Source organism: Nostoc sp., from assembly GCF_036917815.1.
Taxonomy (GTDB): Bacteria; Cyanobacteriota; Cyanobacteriia; order Cyanobacteriales; family Nostocaceae; genus Nostoc.
Window position 1 is genome coordinate 62,125 of sequence record NZ_JBALEK010000035.1, and the last position, 24,668, is coordinate 86,792.

Genomic DNA, 24,668 nt, shown 5'->3' on the forward strand with positions numbered 1-24,668 from the left:
TCTAAAGGATAGGATGGGGAGCATCTCACTTTCGTAAAAATATATCTAGCGAATAGAATTCGCGGCTATACGAGACTTTACCCACCGACCTGGGTTGACAATTTCTTGAGTCCGCGCAGGCGGACGAGAGTTTGTGTAGCCGCGATTTCTAATCGCCAGGTATATTTGCACTTAAAAGCTCTTTTTTCCAGTAAGTAAGTGGGCGTGAATAATTAAAGGTTTGTAGTAAGCGGCTAGAGCCGCTTACTACAAGCTAATTTAATTAATTTTACATTACGTAACATAGTTTTATTTATTGTTGCCCACTTACTTAGGGACGCGATTTTTATCTCTACGAGACACTGCGCGTAGCTTGCTAAAGTGAAATATAAACATCACCCAACTTGTCTACCCACTCTCCTAACTGCCATTTCTCGCTAATTGACCCAGACGCTTCAACACACTCAAAACTGTGTACAATTCATTCCCTGGATTGAAAATGTAAAACAAGCGAGAGAATATATATTTTGCTGTTTCTTGTTTAATCAATTTTACAAAAATAAAACTACTGCCATTACATATTAGTCCATATATTGGTTTATCCGAGTTAGAAATTGCCAGCATATAAGCTAGCAACTGGGGTTTGCCAATTTCCACAGAAAAAGCTGCTTGTTTTGACTCTATAACTACTACTACTAGCTGTTCAAACAAAACTAAGATATCAATCTGCCCTTTGACTCTTACACCTTCATCAACAGCCGAAACTTCTACAGATTTTTCAGATTTGACATGAAACGGAGATAGATAAAAATCTGCTAAATCCAACAGGGGAGACAACACCACCATTTTGACAGTGTTTTCCAGCAGGGGAGGGTACTTGAGCAAATTGGCATAACTTGCCTTAACTCGGTCAAGCTGTTGTTTTTGGGAATTGGTGATTTCTGGTAAGTTATCTTGCCACTCTCTAAAAAATTGCTCATCCTCAACCAACTGGAGTCCAAAGCTAGTCTCTAAGTCAAGGAGGGTAATTTCTTTAGCCTGTATTGTTTGAATCATAATCCCAAAATATTTTTCGTAAATGATACTGAAAGTAAATGCGCTTTTGAGCTTATGACTGCAAATATTTAGCTTTCATAGTTTTAAACGTTTTCTCTTGCCCTACCATCAACCTATTTACCCTAGGAGGAGAGTTAAATGATTGACTTATTACATTAAATATGATATTTTATATTTCTATCAATAAAATCACATATAAACGTGAATATCTCTCCATCTCTCAAAAAACCGCGTGTCTCATGGCAGGCGGTTTTCTCCGTGCTGATGTTTGTGTTCATGTACCTGCCTATACTGGTACTTGGCTTTTATAGCTTCAATCAGTCGCCCTACAGTGCAACTTGGCAAGGATTCACTCTCGATTGGTATCGCAAGTTATTCAGTGACGATCGCATCTTATCAGCTTTGCAAAACAGTATGATCGTTGCTGGTTGTGCTGTGGGGATTTCAGCAGTGCTGGGAACCTTGATGGCGGTTGGGTTAGCGCGTTACGATTTTTTTGGTAAGAAATTGTATCGGGGTGTTGCTTACCTACCATTGATTATTCCTGATATTGCGATCGCAGTGGCTACCCTAGTATGTCTAGCGGCCTTTGCAATCCCTTTAAGTTTGTGGACGATAGTTGCAGCCCATATCGTGTTTTGTCTCGCCTACGTCGGACTTGTGGTTGCTTCCCGACTGACTAATTTAGATCCCCACTTAGAAGAAGCAGCCCTAGATTTAGGCGCTACACCAACGCAAGCCTTCATCAAAGTATTGCTACCTCAATTAATGCCTGGGATTATAGCTGGTTGTCTCTTGGCTTTTGTTCTTAGCTTAGATGACTTTCTCATTGCCAGTTTTACGGCTGGTAGCGGTTATAACACCCTGCCAATGGAGATTTTTAGTCGGATTAGAGCTGGAGTTAAGCCTGATATTAATGCACTCAGTGTAATGTTAATTTCAGTATCGGCGATCGTTGCTCTTGTCGCTGAATTAATTCGTGCTTCTGGAGAGAATAAAAGTTTCAAATAATAGTCGCAATTGGCAATAAAAGTGATTTGGTTATCCGTGAACTTTTTTGGATAGTGAATAACAGCTATATTAAAATCTAGGGTGCATTAGGCTTGCCATAACTCACCAATATCATGGCAATATGCCGTGCTTTCCGCTAACATAACGTCCTAATATAGATAAGTAAATAAATATAATTTATTCATCCTTATGCCCTCGTGTGAAAGATAGTTTTAAGCACATGAATAAAATTCCGTGTTCACTTCTCTACATCACGGTTTTCAATTAGATAATATTGGGGCTAACTTTGGAGAAGATGCTATTTCCCCCTCATTATGCAAATCTGCCAAAATCCCAATTGCTCAAATCCATTCAACTCTGATAGCAATAGGTTTTGCGTGAGTTGCGGACAAAGCAACTTTGGCAAACTTCTCAGAAACCGTTACCGCGTATTAAGACTATTAGGTGAAGGTGGATTTAGTAGAACTTATGCTACAGAAGATGTCGATAGACTAAATGCCCCTTGCGTCATCAAGCAATTTTTCCCACAATTTCAGGGAACAGGACAACGCACGAAAGCAGCAGAATTTTTTAAAGAAGAAGCTTTTCGGTTGTATGAATTGGGAGAAAATCATACCCAAATTCCCAGATTACTAGCTTATTTTGAACAAGGTACTAGTTTGTATCTCGTCCAAGAATTTATTCAAGGAAAAACCCTCTTACAAGAAGTTCAGCAACAAATCTATGGCGAACAACAAATTTGGGAACTTTTAGCTGATTTATTACCAGTTCTGGAATTCATTCACACCCATAACGTCATTCATCGTGATATAAAACCAGAAAATATTATCCGCCGTGCAAGTGACGAAAAACCCGTCTTAATTGACTTTGGCGGTGCTAAACAGGTAACACAAACCAGTTTAGGAAGACAAGCGACAGTAATTTATACCCTTGGTTATGCCCCAACGGAACAAATGGCTGGATTTGCTTGTCATGGCAGTGATTTATATGCTTTGGGTGTAACTTGTGTGCGTCTTTTAACTCAATGTTTGCCTTTACAAGATGCTTCTGGCCAAATTAACGATCCTATTTATGATGCCATGAATGCTAAATGGTTGTGGCGCGAACATTTACAGAAAAAAGGTATTACTATCAGCGACGACTTAGGGAAAATTTTAGATAAATTATTAAAACATTTACCAAGTGAAAGGTATCAAACAGCAGTAGAAGTTATCAACGATTTAAAGTTTGTAACATCGAACATTGAACCTATTGCCCTAAAAATTGTTTCGATGTCTCAACCCAGATTACCGCCGTTACCACAAAAAGTAATTCTACCATTACCCCCCTTAGAAACTTTTGAGTTTGACATAGTGACTGTAGACACAGGTGGTAGAGAAGTCAACCGCATGAGTGGTAATGCAAACTTTTTTGCCGAAGAATTGGGTAAATCTGTCACCTTAGAAATGGTATCGATTCCTAGTGGTACTTACATGATGGGTTCACCGGAGTTTGAAGGGGATGCTGACGAACGTCCTCGACATCAAGTTACCGTCGAACCATTTTTTATGGGGAAATTTCCTGTAACTCAAGCACAGTGGAGAGTAGTTGCAGCTTTACCCAAAGTCAAACAAGCTTTAAATCCCCATCCGTCGAAATTCCAAGGTCTAGATAGACCAGTGGAAAATGTATCTTGGTATGAGGCTGTAGAATTCTGTCTGAGGCTATCAGAAAAAACTGGACGCGACTATCGTTTACCAAGTGAAGCTGAATGGGAATATGCTTGTCGGGCTGGAACTACAACTTCATTCCACTTTGGCGAAACCATTACCCCTGAATTAGTCAGTTGCACTATGGAACCAAAAAGCAAATTTCGTAAAGAAACAACAAACGTCGGTAGTTTTGAAGTTGCCAACGCCTTTGGATTGTATGATATGCACGGGCTAGTTTGGGAATGGTGTGCTGATTCGTGGCACAACAATTACAGCGACGCACCCTTAGATGGAACAGCTTGGGAAGTTGGCGGTGATATTCATCGCCGGGTACTACGCGGTGGTTCTTGGAGTTTCAATGCAGAACTTTGTCGCAGCGCTAGTCGTAGCTGGAACGAGTCAGACGGTGGACTAAGGGTTTGTGGCTTTAGAGTAGTATTTTCTGTAGAGGAGATTATTTAGCAATTTAATTCAGAGGTTGTATAAATTATGGACGATAGAATTGAGAAAGGTGACATAGTACTGATAAATCAAAGTGGAAAATATCATCAACAAGTTGGTGAAGTAAGTGAGATTGATTACAATATTTTCTTCGTCAAAATAGTGATAGTAAACTTAGGGAATCAAGAAGCAAACTTTGAAGAAAAAGACTTACAATTACAAACTAAAAAGCCGAACCTACAAGAAGTCATTGCATCAGTAGACAAAATTCTAGAACAAGTTGAGCAGATTAGTGGTTTGCCGACCAGCGAGAAAGTAGAGTTACCCAACCGGCTGAAATATCTGAAATTAGATATTCCTAAACTAGATAAGCAGTTGATTCAAAAAAACTTCGACAGCATAGATAAAATATTCGCAGCAACAAGAGAAGCAGACTCTTCAGCAAGCTTTTGGCAGGAAATCGATCCTAATTTGGAGAAAATAAGCTGGTGGATTAGAACAAGTTTGTGAACTAAAAAGTAACTCGGTGAGAAGAAATGCTTAATCCGCAATACACAACCCAAGAATGCTCTAGCTGTGGTGAAGTTGTTAAAAAAACTCTATCTACCAGAACACACGCTTGTAAGTGTGGTTGGGTGATGGATAGGGACGAAAATGCAGCCTTAATTATCCTTAGTCGGGGATTGGAATAGGGCATACCGGAACCTTTGCGCTAGACGCTCTTCCCCGCTTTAGGAGATGCGGCCACTACTCATGCTGGAGTAATCCTGGATGAGCAAGTCATGTCTTTGATTAAAGAATCCCCGTCTCTTGAGAGCGGGGAGTGTCAAATGAGCCATCGAACTCACGTTTAATTAACATTATTTTGGCATTAATTTGAGCAGATTTATACAAACAAAAAAAGGAGAGTAACAATACTCTCCTAAGGTAATATGAGGTAAAATTTTCAGTTTAGTGATTATAACGAGTTTGACGTTCACGTAATTCACGAGCGCGTCGTTCACGCGCTTGACGTTCACGTAATTCACGAGCGCGTCGTTCACGTACTTGACGTTCACGTAATTCACGAGCGCGTTGTTCACGTACTTGACGTTCGCGTTGGGCTTTACTGTTATTAAAAGCTACAGTATCACGATTAAAATGATCATGCTCAGATTTAAATTCAGCAGCATTAGCATTTTGAGAAAGAGCAGCAATTGAAGCAGCTGCTAATAAGCCTCCAAGAAGAATAGATTTAATGCGGTTCATATATCCTTTAATCTCCGTTGCGTTACTTGATTTGTATATTCACAATGTAATCGGAATAATCAGGTACACGCCTGTATCGAAAGTCATGTTTGAATAGTTACTTTTGTCACTAGTACTAGGATTTATATAACGCCCCTTAAAAAGGCTTGCTCATATATCTTTTAGCCCCTTTTTAACGGAGTCGCCGGAAGCGGGGGGATCTTCTTAACTAAACTGTATTGGCTTATATCCCAGTATGTCTAGTCAGCTAATAGGTAATGTAAACCAGAAGGTTGCGCCTGCATTCAATGCACTATTGACACCAATTTCGCCGCCGTGAGCATGAATGATTTGCTTACATAGATACAAGCCCAATCCCAAACCTACAGAATTGCGGATACTTGCACCCCGAAAGTAAAGGTCAAAAAGCCGATCGCTTTGTTGTTGACTAATTCCCACACCGTTATCACTAACAGTACAATAAATTTTGTCATCCTTACGAGTAGCATTGATTATTAAAAGCAATTCCGGGGGATTATGTTTCAGAGCGTTGACGATTAAGTTAGAAAAAACTCGCCATAGTTGCGTAGGATCAGCATTCACTAATGGCAAGTCTGCGGATACTAGATTTGTCAGCTTGGCTTGATTTTGTGCTAGCAATGGCTCTAAATCAGCGATCGCAGCTTCGACAACTGCCAGTAATTTTACGGGTTGACGTTGTAAAATAACACCCTGCATTTCATTGAGATGAGCTGACATCAACGAATTAATTAAGTTCAGTTGGCGATCGCTACTTTGAATCATCCGCTCTAAAATTGAGCGTGAAATCGAAATATTTTCCTCTGGATGTGCAAGCAAATTCTTCAACACCATTAAACTACCCAACACTGGATTGCGTAAGTCGTGGGAAACTGCATGGAAAAATACTCGTAGTTCTTCTTCAGTTTGCTTGCGCTGGGTAATGTCTTCAATCAAACCTTCGTAATAAAGCAGTTTAAGATGTTCGTCACGAACTGCATAGGCTTTTTCGGAAATCCAGATAATACTCCCATCTCGGCGATAAATTTGGGACTCGAACTCGGAAACGCTGCCATACTTTTCCATCAAGCGCACAAATTCTGCCCGACGGTTTGGATCTACGTATAATTGCTCAATATCAGTGAAATTCGCTGTCACATCTTCTACTAAAGAGTAACCATAAATACGTGCTAAAGCCGGATTTGCCGTAATGTAACGTCCATTGGGACTGCTTTGAAAAATCCCTTCAACGGCGTTTTCAAAAATGCTCCGATATTTAGCTTCTGCAACCTTGAGTTTTTGGTAGGCAGATTCCAGTTCTTGACGGGCGTAAAACTCAGAACGTTGCAAGCGATCGTATAGATAAACTCCGATGTCACATATAGTACAAAACCAAAAAATGTATAAAATGAACGTTACATTATATATTTCCGGGTGATCCGCTATTGGTGTTTTTAGCCCAAGTGCCGTATTCACACCAAAATAGTAAATCAGCACACTCACTTGAGTCAGCAAGTGAAGAATCCAGCAGACTGGCATTAATATAGCTTGACTCAAGAACAGCAGCGACCAACCGATGGTATCAGGTACTGCAAAACCTCTAACAGTTGCAAACAACTGCGTAGCTAAACTAATTGACCAAGAAGACCCCAAAAATAATAAATCTGGATGATGACGACCTAACTTAGTTTTATGTAAGGCAAAGCAGATCAGTATACTCAGGAGCATTGTAATATTGATTACAAGATGTTCCGTTGTAAGTACTTCTGGTAGCTTCTCGAACTCTTGAGAAGGGAAAAACAAGTCGTAAATGTCTCGCAAAGTGAAAGACAACAGACAGATTAGCGCCAGCCATAACCATAAATGCAATCTCTGCCACAAAAAATGGTTACGCCAAGCTTTGTAAGGAGTACTGATTTCATCTGTTGTTGGTGCAGAAAAGGTTTTTCTCCACCAGCTTTGCACTTTTGTAACTAGAGTAGCCATTAGCATCCGAGCAACTTTGCCCATACCGTCGAGAGTGTTTCCCTTACTCAATATTGCTATATAGCGCTTCTCTGTTGAGTGCAATACAGACCTAACCCCCAGCCCCTTCCCTACAAGGGAAGGGGAGCAAGATTCAAAGCCTCTCTCCTTTTAGGAGAGAGGTGAAAGTGTATTGCATCCATTCGAGAACCGCTATAAATAACACCCTGCCTTGTTGTATAGGGTTGTCTATTATTCTATATGCTTAGGACACCCCCTCATTTTTTGGTGATTTATGGGCGATTTGTTGCGGATGAAGTGAAGAGAGGTAGTGTAAACCAGAATGTTAACCCGCGCTTGCGGTTACTAATAACACCGATTTTGCCGCCATGTGCCTTAATAACTTTCCGACAAAGATACATTTTTAAGCCAATGCTTGTGGAACAACAGTCTTGAGGATCGCGGACATGGAGATCGAAAAGGCGATCGCACTCGAGTTTACTCATTACCACACCGTCATCTTGAATCTGAGTGCGAATCATTCCGCCCTCAACGGTGGCATTCAGAATAAAATTTAATCCTGGTGGATTATTTTGCAAGCTATATGTTAATAAATATGCCAAAACTTTCTGCAACCGAGTTCCATCTGCCATTACTAACGGTAAATCTGCGGGAACCAAGTTCTTCAGAGTCGCTTGATTTTGTGCCAGCATGGGTGACAACTGGGCGAATATTCCTCCCAGGAGGGTGCTAAAATGCACAGGTTCGGGTTTGATATCAATACCGTATTTTTCACCGGAATTGATTTCTAGCAATGAGTTAATCATCGTCAGTTGGCGATCGTTACCTTGAATCATCCGCTCGATAATTGAGCGAGATATTGGAATTGGGGAAGGTGGGGCCCCCTCTGGGGATAAGGGGGAAGGTGGGGCCCCCTCTGGGGATAAGGGGGAAGGTGGGGCCCCCTCTGGGGATAAGGGGTAATGGGCATGGGGCATCCCTTCTCTACGAGACGCTACGCGAACGACTCCGCTCAGGGCAAGTGGGCATTGGGCATTGGTTATTAATTCTTCTCCCCCACTCCCTATTCCCTGATTTAACAAATTCTTTAACACCATCAAGTTACCCATTACTGAAGTTTGCAAATCGTGGGTAACTGTGTGCAAAACAACATCTTTGACGCGATGCAATTTTTCCACTTCTTGCATTTTCTGCTGCAACTCTGCTGTCCGTTCTTGTACTTGGTGTTCTAAATTAGTGTTGAGTTCTGCTAGTTTTTGGTATATCTGGCTTTGGTGAATGGCGATCGCTACCTGTTCTGACATCTGCTGTAACAAATCAATTTCCATTGGCTGCCAATGACGCGAACCTGAGCATTGATGAGCAATCAACGCACCAAATAATTCGTTATTTAGCATAATTGGTACAGCCAAGCTAGCTTTCGTTTGGAATTTTTGACAGTGGGCTTTGACTTTGGGGGATACTTCTACTTGTGTTATGTCTTCAATGACACGCACAATATTATCTTTTAGTAACTTTCTTAATTCTTGTAGATAAGCTTCATCATTAGTAGACCAACCTGTGATTGATGGATACTGGGAATCTACTGATTCGGCAAGAGTTTTGACGCCTAAATTGGCATTACTTAAACCAATCAAAACTCGATCTGCTTGCAGAAATTGCCTGACTTCCGTCACGGTGGTTTGGAGAATTTGCTCTAAGTTGAGTGAAGATCGAATTCGCACTAGGGTTTCTGCCAATAAGCGATCGCGTTGGGCCGAAAGGCGGAATTGCGCTTCTACCTGTTTACGTTCTGTAATGTCGTGATGCACTGCTAGGATGGAACGCATACCATCCAAATCAATGACTTCGGCTGAAAGTATTGCTGTGATTATCTCGCCAGACTTTTTCCGAAATTGAACTTCCAAGTTGCGAACAACTCCCGTGGCTTGCAACTCTTGTACCAAGTTTAGGCGATCGCGATCGTCTACCCAAAGATTTAACTCAAAAGCAGTTTGACCAATGGCCTGATCTCGCTCATAACCTGAAAGTTTCACAAAACTGTCGTTAACTTCGATGAAGCGTCCTTCTTGCAGCGTACTAATAGTAATTGAATCGGGGCTGCAACTAAAAGCTTTCGCAAATTTTTGGGCAAGATTTTGTAACCTGACTTCTGCTTGTTTGCGTTCTGTGATATCTCGGACAATTGCTAGAATCTCATCTTGACCACTCACTACCAACCGCGCTTCATAATCTCTGATTCCCAAAGGCGTTGGTAGCTGATATTCGCAAGTTTGTAAAGTTCCAGAATCTAAAGTTTTAGCGATGGCTACTTGGCTAATAGCCGCCACATCACTAGGCAATAACTCTTGCAAATGTTTGCCAACAATTTCTTCTCTCGCAAGAGTGACATTTGCTCCCTCACTTTTCAAATCTAAATACTCACCATCGCGGCTGATGCGAAACATCAAATCGGGGATAGCATCTAAAATTGCTTGATACCGCGCCTCACTTTCTTGCAATTTTTCTTGGGCTTGTTTGCGGTCTGTAATATCCACCATCAAGCCATTCCAAAGCAAATTGCCTGCTGCTTGTAATTCGGGTTGCGAAGTACCTTGAATCCACTTAAGTTTGCCACTAGGCGTAATCATCCGACCTTCCCAATACCAAGGTGCAAGAGTGGTGCTACAGACAGCAATAGATTCTGTAAAAGCTTTTATATCCTCTGGATGAATCAGTTTGTATAGCACCTGGAAGTCTGCCTGTATCGCTTCTGGTTCTAATTCATACAAATATTTACAACCAGAACTAATATAAAGGATAGATACAGAACCATCCTGCCGTTGCAGAATTTGGAAAATCATCCCCGGTAAATTGGCAGCAATTGTTTCCAACAGAGTCATATTCTCTGGTTTCTGCGGTGATTTGACAATTTCATCCACTCTTAGACCCTTTAATATATAAGCAATTGGCATAATATTCAAGGCAATCATAGCCATTGTGAGAGTTTTTTGACTGTCGGCGTGATCACTAACAGCAGAAAAAGTGGCTCTCCTTTCAGAGTAGTTCTGGATGCTGCGATCGCATACACCCAATCGGGTGAACCAGTTGTCCAAAAATGAATCAGTTCAAGAGTGCTGAGTCAAACCGCAGATCCCCGACAACTTTTACGAAGTCGGGGATCTTGTTGCTCGCGAATGATTCAGTAGGGCTATGAAGTGCTTAATACAAGGACTAAAGTCCTGACTACAAACTTATTTATCCGGCATAGCTGACTTGACAGACTACTAGAATAGATATATTGCTTCCACCTAAACTGATAATATGAATATTACCACCGTCAGTTTACCTCCTACCCTCGAATTAAATATCGACTTGACTGACGAGCAATTTTTTCAACTTTGTCAAAATAATCGAGACTTAAAGTTTGAGCGGACAGCTTCAGGGGAATTAATTATTATGCCACCTACGGGCAGTAGTACTAGTGACCGTAATGCTGATTTAACTTATCAATTAAGAGCTTGGAGTCGTCAAAATCAGCTAGGAAAATCCTTTGACTCTTCTGGCGGTTTCAAACTTCCCAATGGTGCAGAACGTTCCCCAGATGCGTCTTGGGTGAAAATAGAACGCTGGAATGCTTTAAGCGAAGCAGAAAAAGAAAGATTTGCTCCTTTGTGTCCCGATTTTGTGGTTGAATTAATGTCTCCAAGTGATTCCTTAGAAAAAACCCGAACCAAAATGAGGGAATATATGGAGAATGGCGCAAGATTGGGCTGGTTAATTAATAGAGGACAGCAGCAGGTAGAAATTTATCGTCATAATCGAGAAGTTGAGATTTTACAAAGTCCTAAAACTCTATCGGGAGAAGATGTTTTGCCAGGATTTATTTTAGATTTGGCGGAAATTTGGTGAGTAATTTGCCTACTGTAGAACGCTGGCATAATTATCATAAATTATTCTGGTAAATGAAATGCGATTGCAACGAGAACATCGCCCGTAATATCCTTTAGCCGTAGTTGCAGTAAACACAGCCGACTTTGATCGCAACAATCAGATAGAAATTAGTTTCTCCATACACTTAATCTAGTGTTATATAAAGCTGAGTATGTGGCGATGTATCTGGAAAACCTCTCTCTAAATCTCTCTCCTAAAAGGAGAGAGACTTTGAATTCTCCCCCTTCCTTAGTAGGGAAGGGGGCTGGGGGGTTAGGTTTCGCCCGGTCATTTACCAGAAAGGGCAGAGGAGACATCAATGCTATTACAACAAAGACAACTTTTAGAAGAAACTCTTTGGCAAGCCGTTCTCAATCGAGATCCCACAATTGACGGTAAGTTTTTCTATGGTGTTCGCTCTACAGGCATTTATTGCCGACCGATTTGCCCTAGTCGCAGACCAAATCGCCATCAAGTTTGTTTCTTCCAGTCGGTAGAAGAGGCTGAAATTGCAGGTTTTCGACCTTGTAAGCGCTGTCAGCCACAATCTGAAACAGTTCCAAATCCCGCCAAAGCGAAAGTTTTAGCAGTCTGTCGATACATTGAAGCACAAGGCGATCGCGTTCCAACCCTCTCAGAATTATGTTCTGAAGTTGAAATGAGTCCCAGTTATCTGCAAAGAATATTTAAGCAAATAATTGGCGTATCCCCCTTTCAATATGCAGATGCACTGCGTAGTCAACGATTGAAACAGCGTTTACAGTCAGGGGAAGAAATTGCTCATGCAGTTTACGAGACGGGATATGGTTCAAGTAGCCAACTCTATGAGAAAGCACCTAAGCAACTGGGAATGACACCAAAAACTTACCAACAAGCTGGAAAGACAATCAGCATTGTTTATGCGATCGCTCCATGTCCACTAGGATATTTACTGGTGGCAACAACAGAGAAGGGTATCTGCGCGGTAAAATTAGGTGATGAAGCAGACAAACTCGAACACATCTTGAACCAAGAATTTCACCAAGCGCACATCATCCGGGATGACCACACACACAAGGAATGGATACAAGCAATCCTCGATTTTATTGTGGGAAGTGAAACACATCTCGATTTACCACTTGATGTCCGGGGGACAGCATTTCAGAAACAGGTTTGGCAAGCATTACAAAAAATTCCTTATGGCGAAACCCGTACATACACGGATATCGCCTGTGATATTGCTAAACCCCAGGCAGTCCGTGCGGTGGGTAATGCTTGTGGAGCTAATGCGATCGCGCTGATTGTACCATGTCATCGTGTCCTGCGGAGTGATGGCAGTCTTGGTGGTTATCACTGGGGAATTGAGCGCAAACAAAAACTGCTGATACAAGAATCGAAATTTCTCAAAGATGACTCAAACACCTGAACTAGAATCGCTGACTGAAGAAAGTTTTACCCGTAGTTTAATGGTGCTTGCCAATCTTGACAGCGATTTGGCTCGGATTTTAGAAACACTGGGGACTCCACCGATATGGTCAAGAAAACCGGGTTTTGCAACGCTTCTGTGCATAATTCTGGAACAACAAGTTTCCCTAGCGGCTGCCAGGGCTGTATTTACCCGACTATGTGGGGTGGTTGTAACTCTGACACCAGAAAACTTTCTGACATTGGATGATCCTCACTTAAAAGGGATTGGATTCAGTCGCCAAAAGATTTTATACTGTCGTGGATTGGCGAATGCAATTGCAACTGGTCAGCTTGACTTAACTAAGCTGGAAACAATGGACGAAACTACGATCAGAACTGAGTTAAAGCGTCTCAAAGGTATTGGAGATTGGACAGTTGATATTTATTTGCTCATGGCGCTGCAACGTCCTGATGTCTTTCCTAAAGGGGATTTAGCGATCGCCATCGCTTTCCAAAAACTCAAAAACTTGGCGACACGTCCAACACCTCCACAACTAGAAGAAATGACACAGCATTGGCGACCGTGGCGGGCAGTTGCAGCCAGACTTCTATGGCATTACTACCTGAGTAATGCCAATGTTAAATCCGTTACAGTTTCCCAGTGAATACCCGCTCGGCTGGGCCTGTCATGTAAACCCGTTGGTCTACTTCTGACCATTCAATTTGTAAGGGTCCACCAGGTAATTCTATCGTGGCGGTGCGATCGCATTTCCCCGTTAACACACCAGCCACTAAGGAAGCACAAGCACCAGTTCCGCAAGCTAATGTAATCCCAGCGCCCCGTTCCCACACCCGCATTTTCAAATAGTCACGGCTTACCACTTGTATAAATTCAGTATTTATGCGTTGGGGAAAAACTGGATGATGCTCAAATTTAGGTCCGATGGTTTCTAGCTCAATTGCTGCTACATCTTCCACAAAGGTAATGCAGTGAGGATTTCCCATACTTACACAAGTGACATCCCAAATTTGCCCCGCCACCTCCAACGGTTGATTAATTACTTTTTCTTCAGCCGGTGCAAGGGTGGTAGGAATTTCGCCAGCAAGTAACCTGGATAAACCCATATCCACCTTCACTTGACCATTAGGCAAGATTTGGGGAATCATCACACCAGCTAGGGTATGAATGCGATATAAGTCTTGATTCCGGGATTCGCCTTCTAAGTCTGCTAAAAAGCCAGCTAAACAGCGAATGCCATTACCACACATTTCCGGTTCTGAACCATCGGAATTAAAAATCCGCATAGTGTAGTCCGTGCCATTTTCGGCGGGTAATGCAAAAATTACACCATCAGCACCGATACCAAAATGGCGATCGCATAACTTGATGGCTTGCTCTGGAGTCAATACAGGCAATGATGACGAGCGATTGTCAATCAGAATAAAGTCGTTGCCTAGACCATGATACTTAGTAAATTCGATTGCCATTTCTTCAATGATGAATTATCAAGGATTAGTTACTCTTTATTTTGCCTTGTAGGTTCATCTTTACTAAAAATGCTTACCGAATTTGACACCACTTTGCCTAGTATTAGACAAGTCCAAAACCTGATTAAACAAACAACGCCAGTAGAGTTAAAGCTGCTGACTCAGGATGTTCTGACAGGAAAGGTTGTATGGCAAGATCCACACTGTATCTGTATTGCTGATGAAAACAGTCAGCAAACCACTATTTGGAAACACGCGATCGCATACATCAAGCCGAAAACCAGTTAGGAGATGGAATTAGTCTTTGGCATTAGTTGCCTTTTATTGCTGGGTAGCGCTAATATCGCTCTCAGCAATCGACCCCTATCCCAGCCTCTTATATCATATCCGCCAAATTAGCCATAACCCCACCCCCAACTCCTCCCCGCTTGCGGGGAGGGGAGCTAAAAGGATGTTTGAAAAATTTTCGGCGATTAGAAATCGCTACTACACAAGCAAACTCCGCCTGCACGGACTAACAGAAAATCAAGGTTTTCAAACCCACGCAGGTGGGTTTTGTCTGTGTAGCCGCGATTTCTAATCGCCCAGGCAGTATGAATTTAGACTTTTCAAACACCCTCTAAAGGTTAAAATCCCCATTGTAAAACTTAATTACTGTCTTCTCTACGAGATGGTACGCGCAGTGTCTCGTAGAGAGAGTCATTACGAATTACGAATTATTTTAAACAGATAGTTTATTTAGTTGAATATTTGATCAGCAATAATTAAAAAATATCAAATATTCTATGTTTCAACTACTCAGATACATTAGTATTTTTCTCATTACTGCCTGTTTGCTATTTGCTTGTCATGCTTGGGCACCAACCGAATTCAAACGCCCTCCCTTGAAAGTGGAATTCGCATCTTTTGTTGGGGAGTATCCAGGCGTCATTGCTCAGGAAAAAGGATTCTTCAAAGCCCAAGGGGTAGATGTAGAACTAATTTATAAACGATACACCCAATTGGAAAGAGCAAATTTCAGTGCGGGTAAATATGATGGTATTACATCGTCCTTGGGAAGCTTTATAATCTTGAGTGCCACAAATCCAGATATACAAGGCGTGATCGTTATAGATGAATCAACAGGAGCAGATGTGGTAGTCGCCCAATCACAAATTAAAACCGTCGCTGACTTGAAAGGGAAAAAGCTGGGTGCAAATCTAGGCGGTTTTAGCGAAGTTTTCGTGACTGAGATGTTGAAAACTGCCAACTTAACCAGCGATGATGTGAACTTGGTTAAATCAGAGGCTTTAGAAATTCCTCAACGCCTGAAAAATCATGCTATTCAAGCTGGACACACTTGGGAACCCCATCTTTCTAAAGCTATTAAATTAGGGGGACATATCCTATTTACCAGCAAACAAACCCCTGGTTTAATTTTAGATATGATTGTCTTTCGCAGTGAGATAATCCGCGATCGCCCCGAAGACGTTCGTGCATTTGTGCGAGGATGGCTGCAAGCTGTGAGCTACTGGAAAGCAAATGTTCAGGAAGGAAAAGCTATCATCAGCAAAGCTTTAGAAATTCCTAGCAATACAATCTCTCTGGAGGGAGTAAACCTAACTGATTTAGGTGAAAATCAAAAATTATTTCAATCTAGCAACCCTAATTCCATCTACAAAACTGCCAAGATATATGCAGACTTTTTTATTCGCTCTGGAAATGTGACGCGCATTCCTGAGCTAAAAAGTTTGTTCAATTCTTCCTTTTTGAACTCTCCCTCCTAGTTTAAAGCCATGCAGCACATTCTTTTGAGCGGAATCCGTACAAGGTTGATCGCCTCATTTCTCATTGTTGCTTTGATTCCGTTGCTGTTATTGGCATTTATCAACACACAGACAACTGAAAAAGCACTAACTGACAACGCGAAACAAGCCCTATCTGCGGCGGCTAACGAAACTGCTAATAGAATAGATACCTTTATTGATAGTAATCTCGATGCCGTGCGCGTAGAGGCAGTTTTACCAGGCTTAGAACGCTACCTCAGCCTAACGCCAAAACAGCGAGATGACAGCCCCGAAATGCAATTGGCGACAGAAACATTAAACCGTCTTAGTCGCAAAGATATGCTCAATATTCTCTCTTATGCTTTGCTCGACTTAAACGGGAAAAATGTATTGGATACATATACACCGAACATTGGCAAAGATGAATCAGTTCAAGATTATTTTAAAAAACCAGTGCAAACTGAATTCCCCTTTGTTTCTAGCATGAAGCAGTCGCCGACAATTCCTAACGTTGTTACCCTCTTTTTTAGCAGTCCGGTTCGCAATGCCAAGGGAGATATGTTGGGTGTATTGCGTGTTTCATACAATGCGACTGTTGTTCAGCAGTTAGTAACTCGACAAACTGAACGGGCTGGGGCAAAATCTTTTGCGATTCTTTTAGATGAAAATAATATTTATCTGGCACATAGCACTGCACCAAAACTACTTTTAAAATCAATTGTACCTCTGCCTGCTGATGTTGTAACTCAACTGCAAAAAGAAGGGCGTTTGCCTAATCCTCCTGTCAAAAAATTAGCAACTAATGAGTCAAAACTTAAGCAAGCATTGGATAATAAACAGTCGTATTTAATTACATCTTTGTCAGTAACAGGTAATCAGGTCAATCTGATTGCGATCGCTCATTTAAAACTTTGGACTGTGTTGTTCGCACAGCCCCTTGCTGTTGCCCTAGCACCTGTACAAAAGCAAATTCATGACGCAATGTTTCTATTTGCATTTATTGCTGGGGTAGTGACAATCATTGCTTTTGCCATTGGGGAACTGCTAACAAAGCCAATAATTTATCTTACCAATGTAGTTTTCCAGTTTACCGCAGGTAACTTAGATATCCGCGCCAAAACTAGCTCAAAAGACGAAATAGGTCAACTGGCAAAATCGTTTAACAACATGGCACTTCAGTTACAAACATCTTTTGAAACTTTGGAGCAACGGGTACAGGAGAGAACAGCAGAGTTACTAATTGCTAAAGAAAAAGTAGAAGATGCAAATCACAAACTAGAACAACTGGCAAATCTAGATGGTTTGACTCAGGTGGCTAACCGTCGCTGCTTCGATGAACGACTGCAAGCAGAATGGAAACGCCTTGCACGAGAACAGCAACCCCTGTCAGTGATTTTTTTCGATGTTGATAAATTCAAACTTTACAACGACTACTATGGTCATCTTGGAGGCGATGATTGCCTAGTTAGGATAGCCCAAACAGTGCAACAGATGGTTTATCGTCCTGCTGATCTAGTAGCGCGTTACGGAGGAGAAGAATTTTCGGTACTCCTCCCCAATACTGACTTAGTAGGAGCAATCAAGATTGCACAAAGTATTCAGCAAGCAATTCACGATCAGGCTATTCCCCATGCAAAGTCTGATATCAAGGATATCGTCACACTTAGTTTGGGTATTACTTCTGTCATACCCACTGGCGACATTAAGCCAGATACACTCATCGCTTCAGCTGATAAAGCAATGTACAATGCCAAAGAAAAGGGGCGCGATCGCTATTGTACTTTTTAGATATATAAGATTCCTATTTGATTTTTGAAAAAATCTAAGTAGTCTTGTAGGGTGTGTTATAGCGGTTCTCGTTTACGTGAGGTACACCCGTAGGGGCACGGCACTGCCGTGCCCCTACACCTTGTGATGTAATGTTGTACCGCATCTGAATGGAAACCGCTATAGCAGAGCGTAACGCACCGTCTAAGCTTGTGGTGCGTTACGCTGTCGCTAACACACCCTACGTATATTTCAAAAATCAAATACTAGTACAGTTCGGCGGAAATAGAGCAACCATTTAAAATTCCTAAAGAGCTTATTCCATAATACTTTTGACTTTTGACTTTTGACTTCCGCCTTGCGGCACTAGTCCTATAGCAATCCTAAATCATTCGTGAAAAATTAGATCCCCGACTTCTTCGATAAGTCGGGGATCTGGACATCGCGCATTTTCACAAACTCGACATTTCTGAATTACGAATTAGTTAATCTTTAAGCGCTTCTACCTCAGTAGCTTGCACCACTGGTATAGAAAGGGGTACTTTATTAGCGATCGCAAATAACTGTTCTAATTGACTTAAACCTGTCAAGTTACCACATAACAAAACTTGGTCGCTAATTCGCAAATCCATACCACCATCAGGATAGCGGATAAACTTCCCATCTCGTCGGATCGCCTGCACCTGTACTCCATATTGCTTACTGATATCTAAATCTGCAAGGGTTTTACCGAGTATTGGCGCATTTGCATTAACTGTAACCCACTGACAAGCACTATTTTCTCCGGGAACAGCCGCCTGTCCCTTGGCAAATTCTGCCAAAGCTGCTAATTCTTCATCTGCTCCCACAATCAGCAAGCGATCGCCATCTGACAATTTGGTTTGATTATTGGGATAATCAATTTCATCGCCGTTAACGCGGCGAATTGCCATTAAACTTGCTCCTGTTAAATAGCGCATATCGGCTTCTTCTAAAGTCATGCCAATTAAAGGCGAATCAGATGGGAGAGGATACCAACGCTGATTTAAATCGCGGGTTGCTTGGCGCAAATCGTGGGCGACTTCAGTTGCAGAACGCTCTGGCCGCAAATCTAAATAATGATCGTTGCGGATTTGCTGCATTTCTCGTTGGACATCAACTGACGACAACAAGCCTAAGCCGGTTAATAAATAAGTTGCCATTTCTAAGCTGGCTTCAAACTCTGGTTGCACCACCTCCCTAGCTCCCAATTGATACAACACCTCAATATTTTTATCCTGGGTAGCACGGACAACCAAATCTAATTCTGGGCGCAATTCCAAAGCGCGTTTCAAGCAAAGACGGGTACTCATGGGGTCAGGGAGGGCGATCGCCATTCCTTTGGCATGATTCACCCCGGCAGTTTCCAAAACGTGTAAACTCACGCAATTGCCATATACATAAGACACCCCAGCCTCACGTAATTGCTGAATTCTACTCTCTGATTGGTCGATTACTACCACAGGTAGGTGATGTTGCTGCAACAATTTCACCAAATTCTTGCCCACTCGTCCATAACCACAAACTACCACATGGTCATTGAAGGGCAAATCTTCCGATACATCCCGCGCCTCATCTTCTTCTAAATACGGTTTCAACCAAGGCATTGATTCGGCAAAGTTAAATAAAAATGGCACTAACCGCAGTACAAATGGGGTAAGCATGAGAGTAACTGCGGTGGTTCCCAAAATTAATAAATATATTTGTCGGGATACTAGCCCCAAAGATTGCCCTTCACTAGCGAGAACAAAGGAAAATTCCCCAATTTGCGCCAGTCCCAAACCGGCGATGATGGCTGTTTTCAAAGGGTAGTGGAATAGTTTTACTAGGGGCGTGATAATCAAAAACTTACCGACAAAAACTATTGCCACCAACCCCAAAATTAATTCTAGGTTGTTCCACAAAAACACTGGGTCAATTAACATCCCAATGGCGGCAAAAAATAAACTAGCAAAGATATCTCGCAATGGTTCCACATAAGTCAGGGTTTGATCGGCGTACTCCACCTCAGAAATCATCAAACCCGCCACAAATGCCCCCATCTCAATGGACAGCCCTAAATGCTCTGTTAATAGAGCAATGCCCAAACACAAAGCCACAACCCCTAATAAAAATAGTTCTCGGCTTTCGGTACGGGCTAACAGTCGCAACAAAGGCGGTATCAGCCAAATCCCCGCAACTACTGCACCAGCAGCAAATAAACCAATTAACAACAGCGCTGTCAGCACGGCCATGCCAATGGTTTCTGCTGGTTGGTTGAGGGCTGGTAAGACTGCTAACATCAGTCCTAGTGCCAAGTCCTGTACTACCAAAATCCCTAACATCACTTGTCCGTGGGGTGTTTCTGTTTCGTTGCTTTCCATCAAGCATTTGAGAACAACGGCTGTAGAAGACAAGGAGAGAATACACCCCAAAAACATCCCCTTCGCAGGTAAAGTTCCCCAGGCTCCAGTTAACCCACATACTACAACTGTGACCAAAATCGTCAAAGCAATCTGGAGTCCACCGCCGCCAAGAGCGATCGCTTTTACCTTCTTGAGTTCCGCCAAGGAAAATTCCACACCCAAGGCAAATAATAAAAAGGCGACTCCGAACTGTGCCAGAGTCTCTACTTGAATAACTTCTTTAATCAATCCCAGTCCGGCTGGACCAATGATCATCCCGCCAATGAGATAGCCCAGCAGCACGGGTTGTCGCAATAGTGCCGCCAACAGCCCGCCACAAGCTGCAACGCCTAGAACTAAAACTAAATCAACAATTAACCTAAAATCTTCTTCCACCAGTTTTAAAAAAACTATTAAGACCTATTAATTCAGCATACAAAGTTTTACGATCTCAAACAGCTTGTTTTATAAAGGGGCATTGGGCACCCATTAAATTTTAGGCGAACTGAGGGCATTCAATAATAGTAGTGACCACGGCACTTTAATATCGGGTATGAGCCATGAGTACTTTCTCAGTACGGGCAATGCAGCCGGTAGTACAAAACGCAGAGAGCGTAATGATGCAGGTTGATGGCCATTTTCATCGACAAGATTATATTTATGAGCCAGTTCAGCAACAATCTGTACACGTCCTGTACGGCGCATAATATTTGGCTCACAAGCAAGTGCAGCGATCGCTCGTCCGGTTAATAAGGGAGTTTCCCAGTTGTAGCGATCGCTGATAAATGAGTTTTTCTTTTCACTAGCATTGGTTTGATTCATTTGGGCAGCAAAACTGGAAAAAAGCTCAGTACCAACAATACCCGGCCAAATTGAGACAGAAGCGATGTTATGTGGCTTTAACTCAACAGCCATATTCGCGGCTAGGCGATCGCACCCTGCTTTCCCAACACCATAAGCTGTATTAAAGATATAAGACATCCCACCCCACGAGGAAATGGTGCAAATTAGTCCAGAGTTCCGCTTAGTCATCATTCGGGCTGCAAAAATACTGGCAACATAGTGGCTACGAAGACCAACATTGTTGCTAGCATCCCAAAGACTTGGTTCACAATCCCAAAAAGGCTGTCCATAAGCGTCTTTTAATGCCTGAACTCCTGAGTAAGCATTGTTTACCAGAAGGTCGAGTTGTCCATTTTGTTCATCTTGAATGCGATGGAACAGCAAACGCACCTGCTCATCGTCGCTGTGGTCTACTTGGACGGGAATACATACACCACCGACTTCTTCAATGGCTGATTGGGTTTCACTAAGACTCCCTGAAACCGCATCACTAGAAGAGTTATTAAGGCTGCGACCAGTCACGTATACAGTTGCACCTGCTTCACCGAGACCAATAGCAATTCCCCTACCAATTCCCCGTGTAGCACCTGTGACTAATATCACTTTCCCTTCAAGGTGTTTCATGATAGCTCATTTATACCTAATGTTTTAAATGAGGGGTCAAACCCTCTATTCATCATCTGTATCCGCCAGTGGGAAGGGGTTCTAGTCAAGCCATGCTTGTTGGTAATCCGCCTCCGCCTTGATTCACAGGATGACGCTGGCTGAACAAGGGATTAAACTATGGATAATGTTAAGCAATTGTTGCTTTTAACACCACCTACATAAATTTAATTGTTAAACCTAACATCTCATCCTGCTATATAAAATACCAGTTATGTCAGCGTATCAAGGAAGTTGTGGGGAGACCACCGATTTGATTATTGGTGTTCACAACCAAGAAAACCTCGAATTACCAGCAAATTCTGCTCCTGTGGGTGCTCTTGCCACAAGACAAGGAACTTTTTCTACGTTTCTTGCTCCCCTGACTCAGGATACTTTTAAACAGGTCGTTCAGGATGTCGAGCAAAAATTACAGATTGTCCATCAAACCCTGTCAATGCTGGATTCTCATGGGTTTGAAACCATTCTGCAAGAAATGTTGCATTCCATTACCTTAAAAACCGGGGAATTACTGGGGGCGGATCGAACGACGATATTTTTATTGGATGAAGAAAAACAAGAACTCTGGTCAATTCTAGCTGAGGGTGAGGGCGGTCGCTCTTTAGAAATTCGCATCCCCGCCAATAAAGGTATTGGTGGTGAAGTCGCTACCTTCAAGGAAGTTATCAATATTCCCTTTGATTTTTATAACGATCCGCGATCGCATTTTGCTCAAGAACAAGAAAAAAGAACTGGCTACCGTACTTACACCATGTTGGCTTTGCCACTCTTAAATGAACATGGGCAATTAGTTGCAGTAGTACAATTACTGAATAAATTAAAATCTGGAAATAATCACGACGCTCTACTTGCACAACGAATTGATACCAAAGGTTTTACCTGTGCTGACGAACAATTATTTCAAGAATTTGCTCCTTCAATTCGCCTAATTTTAGAATCCTCGCGCTCTTTTTACGTAGCTACCCAAAAGCAAAGAGCAGTGGCGGCGCTAATGAAGGCGATTAAGTCCCTCTCTCAAAGCAGTCTCGACTTAGAAGACACCCTGAAGCGGGTGATGGATGAAGCCAAAGAACTGATGAATGCCGATCGCAGTACACTATGGTTAATAGACCGCGATCGCCATGAATTGTGGACGAAAATCACTCAGGATGATGGTTCAACGAAAGAGTTGCGAGTCCCTGTAGGTAAAGGCTTTGCTGGGATAGTTGCCGCTTCTGGCAAAAAGCTGAATATTGGCTTTGACTTGCACAACCATCCTGACTCGGAGACATCCCGAAAATTCGACGAGGAAAATGGCTATCGCACCTGTAGCTTGCTTTGTATGCCAGTATTTAACGGCGATGAACAACTAATTGGCGTTACCCAGCTTGTAAATAAAAAGAAATCTGGTGATTTTCCCCCTTATAATCCAGCTGATTGGCCCAAAGCTCCCGACTGCTTCCAAGCTAGCTTTGACCGCAACGATGAAGAGTTCATGGAAGCTTTTAATATTCAAGCGGGAGTAGCACTACATAATGCCCAGTTGTTTGCCACAGTCAAGCAACAAGAACAAATGCAACGCGATATTCTGCGTAGCCTTTCCAATGGAGTGGTTTCCACTGACAAAACTGGGTTAATTATCGCCGCCAATGAAAGCGCCCAACGTTTACTAGGACTGGGAGTAGATGACCGGTTAGAAGGGAAATTAGTTAATGATGTCATTGCCATCAAAGAAGGTGACTTTAGCAAGTGGTATCAGGATGCTTTACACGCAGTTGACTTAAAAGGCCGCCAGCAGTATTACCCCGATCGCACACTCATAACCACTGGTACACAACAGCACAGTATTAATTTATCAATTAACACAATTGCCGATGCTAGCGACCAAGAACAAGTCCGTGGGGCGCTGGTGGTGATGGAAGATATTAGTGATGAAAAGCGGCTCAAGAGTACGATGTACCGCTACATGACCCAGGAATTAGCCGAAGAATTGCTAAAATTAGATGACGCTAAACTAGGAGGCGATCGCAAAGAAGTTTCGATATTATTTTCGGATATTCGCGGTTACACCACTTTGACAGAAAACCTGGAAGCAGAAGAAGTGGTGAGTATGCTCAATGAATATTTTGAATCAATGGTGGAGGCAGTCTTTAAACATAAAGGCACCCTTGACAAATATATCGGCGATGCTATCATGGCTGTCTTTGGTTCTCCCCTAGCATTAGAAGAACACGCTTGGATGGCAGTACAAACAGCCTTAGAAATGCGCGTTCGCTTGCACGAATTTAATCAACGTCGCTATGTAGATGATAAGCCCAGAATTAAAATCGGCATTGGCATCAACTCCGATACCGTGATTAGTGGGAATATTGGTTCTAGTAAGCGAATGGAATTTACCGCCATTGGCGATGGCGTTAATCTTGGTTCTCGATTAGAAAGTGTTAGTAAACAGTATGGTTGCGACATTATTATTAGCCATAACACTTTTAAACCATGCCAAGATCATATTTGGGCTAGAGAACTAGATTACATTCGTGTCAAGGGCAGAAATGAGCCAGTAGCCATATATGAATTGCTGGGTTTGCGTTCCAATCCCATTGAAAGTGAAAAATTGCAAGTGATTGAGCATTATCATAAAGGGCGCGAGTATTATCTCAAGCGGCAGTTTTCTCGTGCCAGAGCTGAGTTTGCTAATGTTTTGGCAGCAGACAGCCAAGACAAAGCGGCGATGTTGCATCTGTTGCGTTGTCAGCATTGGTTACAATCACCCCCAACAGAATCAGATTGGGATGATGGAGTTTGGACATTTCTGGAAAAATAATTAAGGAGGCAGCAGGCAGGGGAGCATCCCATAATGTAATATGTAGTGCGAGCGTCTCGCTCGCGTAATGGGTTGGATCAAAGCGAGCAAGATGTTTGTCCTTCCCTGCGGGAGGCTGCGCCAACGGACATGCTCTCGCGTTCGCACTACAAAATAAAGTTGCCAAATCGGGATGCACCCGGAGGCAGAAAGAATCCGCATAAATAAATTTAGGAGATTTAAAAAGGACACG

General features: G+C 42.4%; 18 protein-coding genes and 1 pseudogene. 12 read left to right on the forward strand and 7 right to left on the reverse strand.

Going from position 1 to position 24,668, the window contains the following annotated elements; genetic code table 11:
* Positions 1-399 precede the first annotated feature (399 nt).
* Positions 400-1,035 (reverse strand): restriction endonuclease subunit R, encoded by a 636-nt coding sequence (locus V7K97_RS08835; protein WP_334800493.1) that lies wholly within the window; start codon positions 1,033-1,035, stop codon positions 400-402.
* A 201-nt stretch (positions 1,036-1,236) separates the two neighbouring features.
* Between V7K97_RS08835 and V7K97_RS08840 the strand changes: the two genes are divergently transcribed.
* The 4 genes and pseudogenes from V7K97_RS08840 to V7K97_RS31975 form a co-directional block, all read left to right on the forward strand.
* Positions 1,237-2,046, forward strand: a complete 810-nt coding sequence (locus V7K97_RS08840; RefSeq protein ID WP_334800494.1) for an ABC transporter permease — start codon at positions 1,237-1,239, stop codon at positions 2,044-2,046.
* 314 nt (positions 2,047-2,360) lie between these two features.
* A complete protein-coding gene (locus V7K97_RS08845; protein ID WP_334800495.1) occupies positions 2,361-4,199 on the forward strand; it encodes a bifunctional serine/threonine-protein kinase/formylglycine-generating enzyme family protein in 1,839 nt (612 codons plus the stop codon).
* A 27-nt stretch (positions 4,200-4,226) separates the two neighbouring features.
* Positions 4,227-4,688: a hypothetical protein gene (locus tag V7K97_RS08850; protein ID WP_334800496.1), complete on the forward strand. Its 462-nt coding sequence runs from the start codon at positions 4,227-4,229 to the stop codon at positions 4,686-4,688.
* Positions 4,689-4,717: 29 nt separating this feature from the next.
* Positions 4,718-5,032: pseudogene (locus V7K97_RS31975) on the forward strand (zinc ribbon domain-containing protein); the annotation flags it as partial.
* A gap of 97 nt (positions 5,033-5,129) precedes the next feature.
* On the opposite strand, the gene V7K97_RS08860 reads toward V7K97_RS31975, so the two are convergent.
* From V7K97_RS08860 to V7K97_RS08870, 3 genes are all read right to left on the reverse strand, one after another.
* Positions 5,130-5,426, reverse strand: a complete 297-nt coding sequence (locus V7K97_RS08860; protein WP_334800499.1) for a hypothetical protein — start codon at positions 5,424-5,426, stop codon at positions 5,130-5,132.
* A 243-nt stretch (positions 5,427-5,669) separates the two neighbouring features.
* On the reverse strand, positions 5,670-7,409 hold the full coding sequence (locus V7K97_RS08865) for a PAS domain-containing sensor histidine kinase (RefSeq protein ID WP_334800716.1): 1,740 nt from the start codon (positions 7,407-7,409) through the stop codon (positions 5,670-5,672).
* 272 nt (positions 7,410-7,681) lie between these two features.
* Positions 7,682-10,387, reverse strand: coding sequence for a sensor histidine kinase (locus tag V7K97_RS08870; RefSeq protein WP_442938902.1), 2,706 nt, complete (start codon positions 10,385-10,387; stop codon positions 7,682-7,684).
* 325 nt (positions 10,388-10,712) lie between these two features.
* Between V7K97_RS08870 and V7K97_RS08875 the strand changes: the two genes are divergently transcribed.
* The 3 genes from V7K97_RS08875 to V7K97_RS08885 all read left to right on the forward strand — a co-directional run bounded on the left by V7K97_RS08875 (position 10,713) and on the right by V7K97_RS08885 (position 13,372).
* Positions 10,713-11,300, forward strand: coding sequence for a Uma2 family endonuclease (locus V7K97_RS08875; RefSeq protein WP_334800501.1), 588 nt, complete (start codon positions 10,713-10,715; stop codon positions 11,298-11,300).
* 340 nt (positions 11,301-11,640) lie between these two features.
* Entirely contained in the window at positions 11,641-12,726 is a 1,086-nt protein-coding gene (ada, locus tag V7K97_RS08880; RefSeq protein WP_334800502.1) for a bifunctional DNA-binding transcriptional regulator/O6-methylguanine-DNA methyltransferase Ada, read from the forward strand.
* A complete protein-coding gene (locus V7K97_RS08885; RefSeq protein WP_334800503.1) occupies positions 12,710-13,372 on the forward strand; it encodes a DNA-3-methyladenine glycosylase family protein in 663 nt (220 codons plus the stop codon). The genes ada and V7K97_RS08885 overlap by 17 nt, the downstream gene beginning before the upstream one ends.
* Here the strand turns inward: V7K97_RS08885 and dapF are convergent.
* Positions 13,356-14,195 (reverse strand): diaminopimelate epimerase, encoded by an 840-nt coding sequence (gene dapF / locus V7K97_RS08890; protein ID WP_334800504.1) that lies wholly within the window; start codon positions 14,193-14,195, stop codon positions 13,356-13,358. The genes V7K97_RS08885 and dapF overlap by 17 nt on opposite strands.
* A 69-nt stretch (positions 14,196-14,264) precedes the next feature.
* On the opposite strand from dapF, the gene V7K97_RS08895 reads away from it, so the two are divergent.
* The 4 genes from V7K97_RS08895 (at position 14,265) to V7K97_RS08910 (ending at position 17,749) form a co-directional block, all read left to right on the forward strand.
* The gene (locus V7K97_RS08895) at positions 14,265-14,483 is read left to right on the forward strand and encodes an Hfq-related RNA-binding protein (protein ID WP_334800505.1); all 219 of its coding nucleotides are present in this window, start codon (positions 14,265-14,267) and stop codon (positions 14,481-14,483) included.
* Positions 14,484-14,646: 163 nt separating this feature from the next.
* Positions 14,647-14,775 carry a hypothetical protein gene (locus tag V7K97_RS08900; RefSeq protein WP_334800506.1) on the forward strand — a complete coding sequence of 43 codons (129 nt, stop codon included), beginning with the start codon at positions 14,647-14,649 and terminating at the stop codon, positions 14,773-14,775.
* A 205-nt stretch (positions 14,776-14,980) separates the two neighbouring features.
* Positions 14,981-15,961, forward strand: a complete 981-nt coding sequence (locus V7K97_RS08905; protein ID WP_334800507.1) for an ABC transporter substrate-binding protein — start codon at positions 14,981-14,983, stop codon at positions 15,959-15,961.
* Between the two features lie 9 nt (positions 15,962-15,970).
* Entirely contained in the window at positions 15,971-17,749 is a 1,779-nt protein-coding gene (locus tag V7K97_RS08910) for a diguanylate cyclase domain-containing protein (protein ID WP_334800509.1), read from the forward strand.
* A gap of 464 nt (positions 17,750-18,213) precedes the next feature.
* Here the strand turns inward: V7K97_RS08910 and V7K97_RS08915 are convergent, their stop codons facing one another.
* Positions 18,214-20,526, reverse strand: a complete 2,313-nt coding sequence (locus V7K97_RS08915) for a cation:proton antiporter domain-containing protein (RefSeq protein WP_334800510.1) — start codon at positions 20,524-20,526, stop codon at positions 18,214-18,216.
* Positions 20,527-20,619: 93 nt separating this feature from the next.
* The gene (locus tag V7K97_RS08920; protein ID WP_334800511.1) at positions 20,620-21,597 is read right to left on the reverse strand and encodes an SDR family NAD(P)-dependent oxidoreductase; all 978 of its coding nucleotides are present in this window, start codon (positions 21,595-21,597) and stop codon (positions 20,620-20,622) included.
* Between the two features lie 253 nt (positions 21,598-21,850).
* Between V7K97_RS08920 and V7K97_RS08925 the strand changes: the two genes are divergently transcribed.
* A complete protein-coding gene (locus tag V7K97_RS08925) occupies positions 21,851-24,436 on the forward strand; it encodes a GAF domain-containing protein (RefSeq protein WP_334800512.1) in 2,586 nt (861 codons plus the stop codon).
* The last annotated feature ends 232 nt before the right edge of the window (positions 24,437-24,668 follow it).

What these genes read in the sequence shown, in the direction of transcription:
- V7K97_RS08835 (WP_334800493.1), bottom strand. Translation starts at nt 1,035, where the DNA reads ATGATTCAAACAATACAGGCTAAAGAAATTACCCTCCTTGACTTAGAG.
- V7K97_RS08845 (WP_334800495.1), top strand. Translation starts at nt 2,361, where the DNA reads ATGCAAATCTGCCAAAATCCCAATTGCTCAAATCCATTCAACTCTGAT.
- V7K97_RS08850 (WP_334800496.1), top strand. Translation starts at nt 4,227, where the DNA reads ATGGACGATAGAATTGAGAAAGGTGACATAGTACTGATAAATCAAAGT.
- V7K97_RS08860 (WP_334800499.1), bottom strand. Translation starts at nt 5,426, where the DNA reads ATGAACCGCATTAAATCTATTCTTCTTGGAGGCTTATTAGCAGCTGCT.
- V7K97_RS08865 (WP_334800716.1), bottom strand. Translation starts at nt 7,409, where the DNA reads ATGGCTACTCTAGTTACAAAAGTGCAAAGCTGGTGGAGAAAAACCTTT.
- V7K97_RS08870 (WP_442938902.1), bottom strand. Translation starts at nt 10,387, where the DNA reads ATGGCTATGATTGCCTTGAATATTATGCCAATTGCTTATATATTAAAG.
- V7K97_RS08875 (WP_334800501.1), top strand. Translation starts at nt 10,713, where the DNA reads ATGAATATTACCACCGTCAGTTTACCTCCTACCCTCGAATTAAATATC.
- ada (WP_334800502.1), top strand. Translation starts at nt 11,641, where the DNA reads ATGCTATTACAACAAAGACAACTTTTAGAAGAAACTCTTTGGCAAGCC.
- V7K97_RS08885 (WP_334800503.1), top strand. Translation starts at nt 12,710, where the DNA reads ATGACTCAAACACCTGAACTAGAATCGCTGACTGAAGAAAGTTTTACC.
- dapF (WP_334800504.1), bottom strand. Translation starts at nt 14,195, where the DNA reads ATGGCAATCGAATTTACTAAGTATCATGGTCTAGGCAACGACTTTATT.
- V7K97_RS08895 (WP_334800505.1), top strand. Translation starts at nt 14,265, where the DNA reads ATGCTTACCGAATTTGACACCACTTTGCCTAGTATTAGACAAGTCCAA.
- V7K97_RS08900 (WP_334800506.1), top strand. Translation starts at nt 14,647, where the DNA reads ATGTTTGAAAAATTTTCGGCGATTAGAAATCGCTACTACACAAGCAAA.
- V7K97_RS08905 (WP_334800507.1), top strand. Translation starts at nt 14,981, where the DNA reads ATGTTTCAACTACTCAGATACATTAGTATTTTTCTCATTACTGCCTGT.
- V7K97_RS08910 (WP_334800509.1), top strand. Translation starts at nt 15,971, where the DNA reads ATGCAGCACATTCTTTTGAGCGGAATCCGTACAAGGTTGATCGCCTCA.
- V7K97_RS08920 (WP_334800511.1), bottom strand. Translation starts at nt 21,597, where the DNA reads ATGAAACACCTTGAAGGGAAAGTGATATTAGTCACAGGTGCTACACGG.
- V7K97_RS08925 (WP_334800512.1), top strand. Translation starts at nt 21,851, where the DNA reads ATGTCAGCGTATCAAGGAAGTTGTGGGGAGACCACCGATTTGATTATT.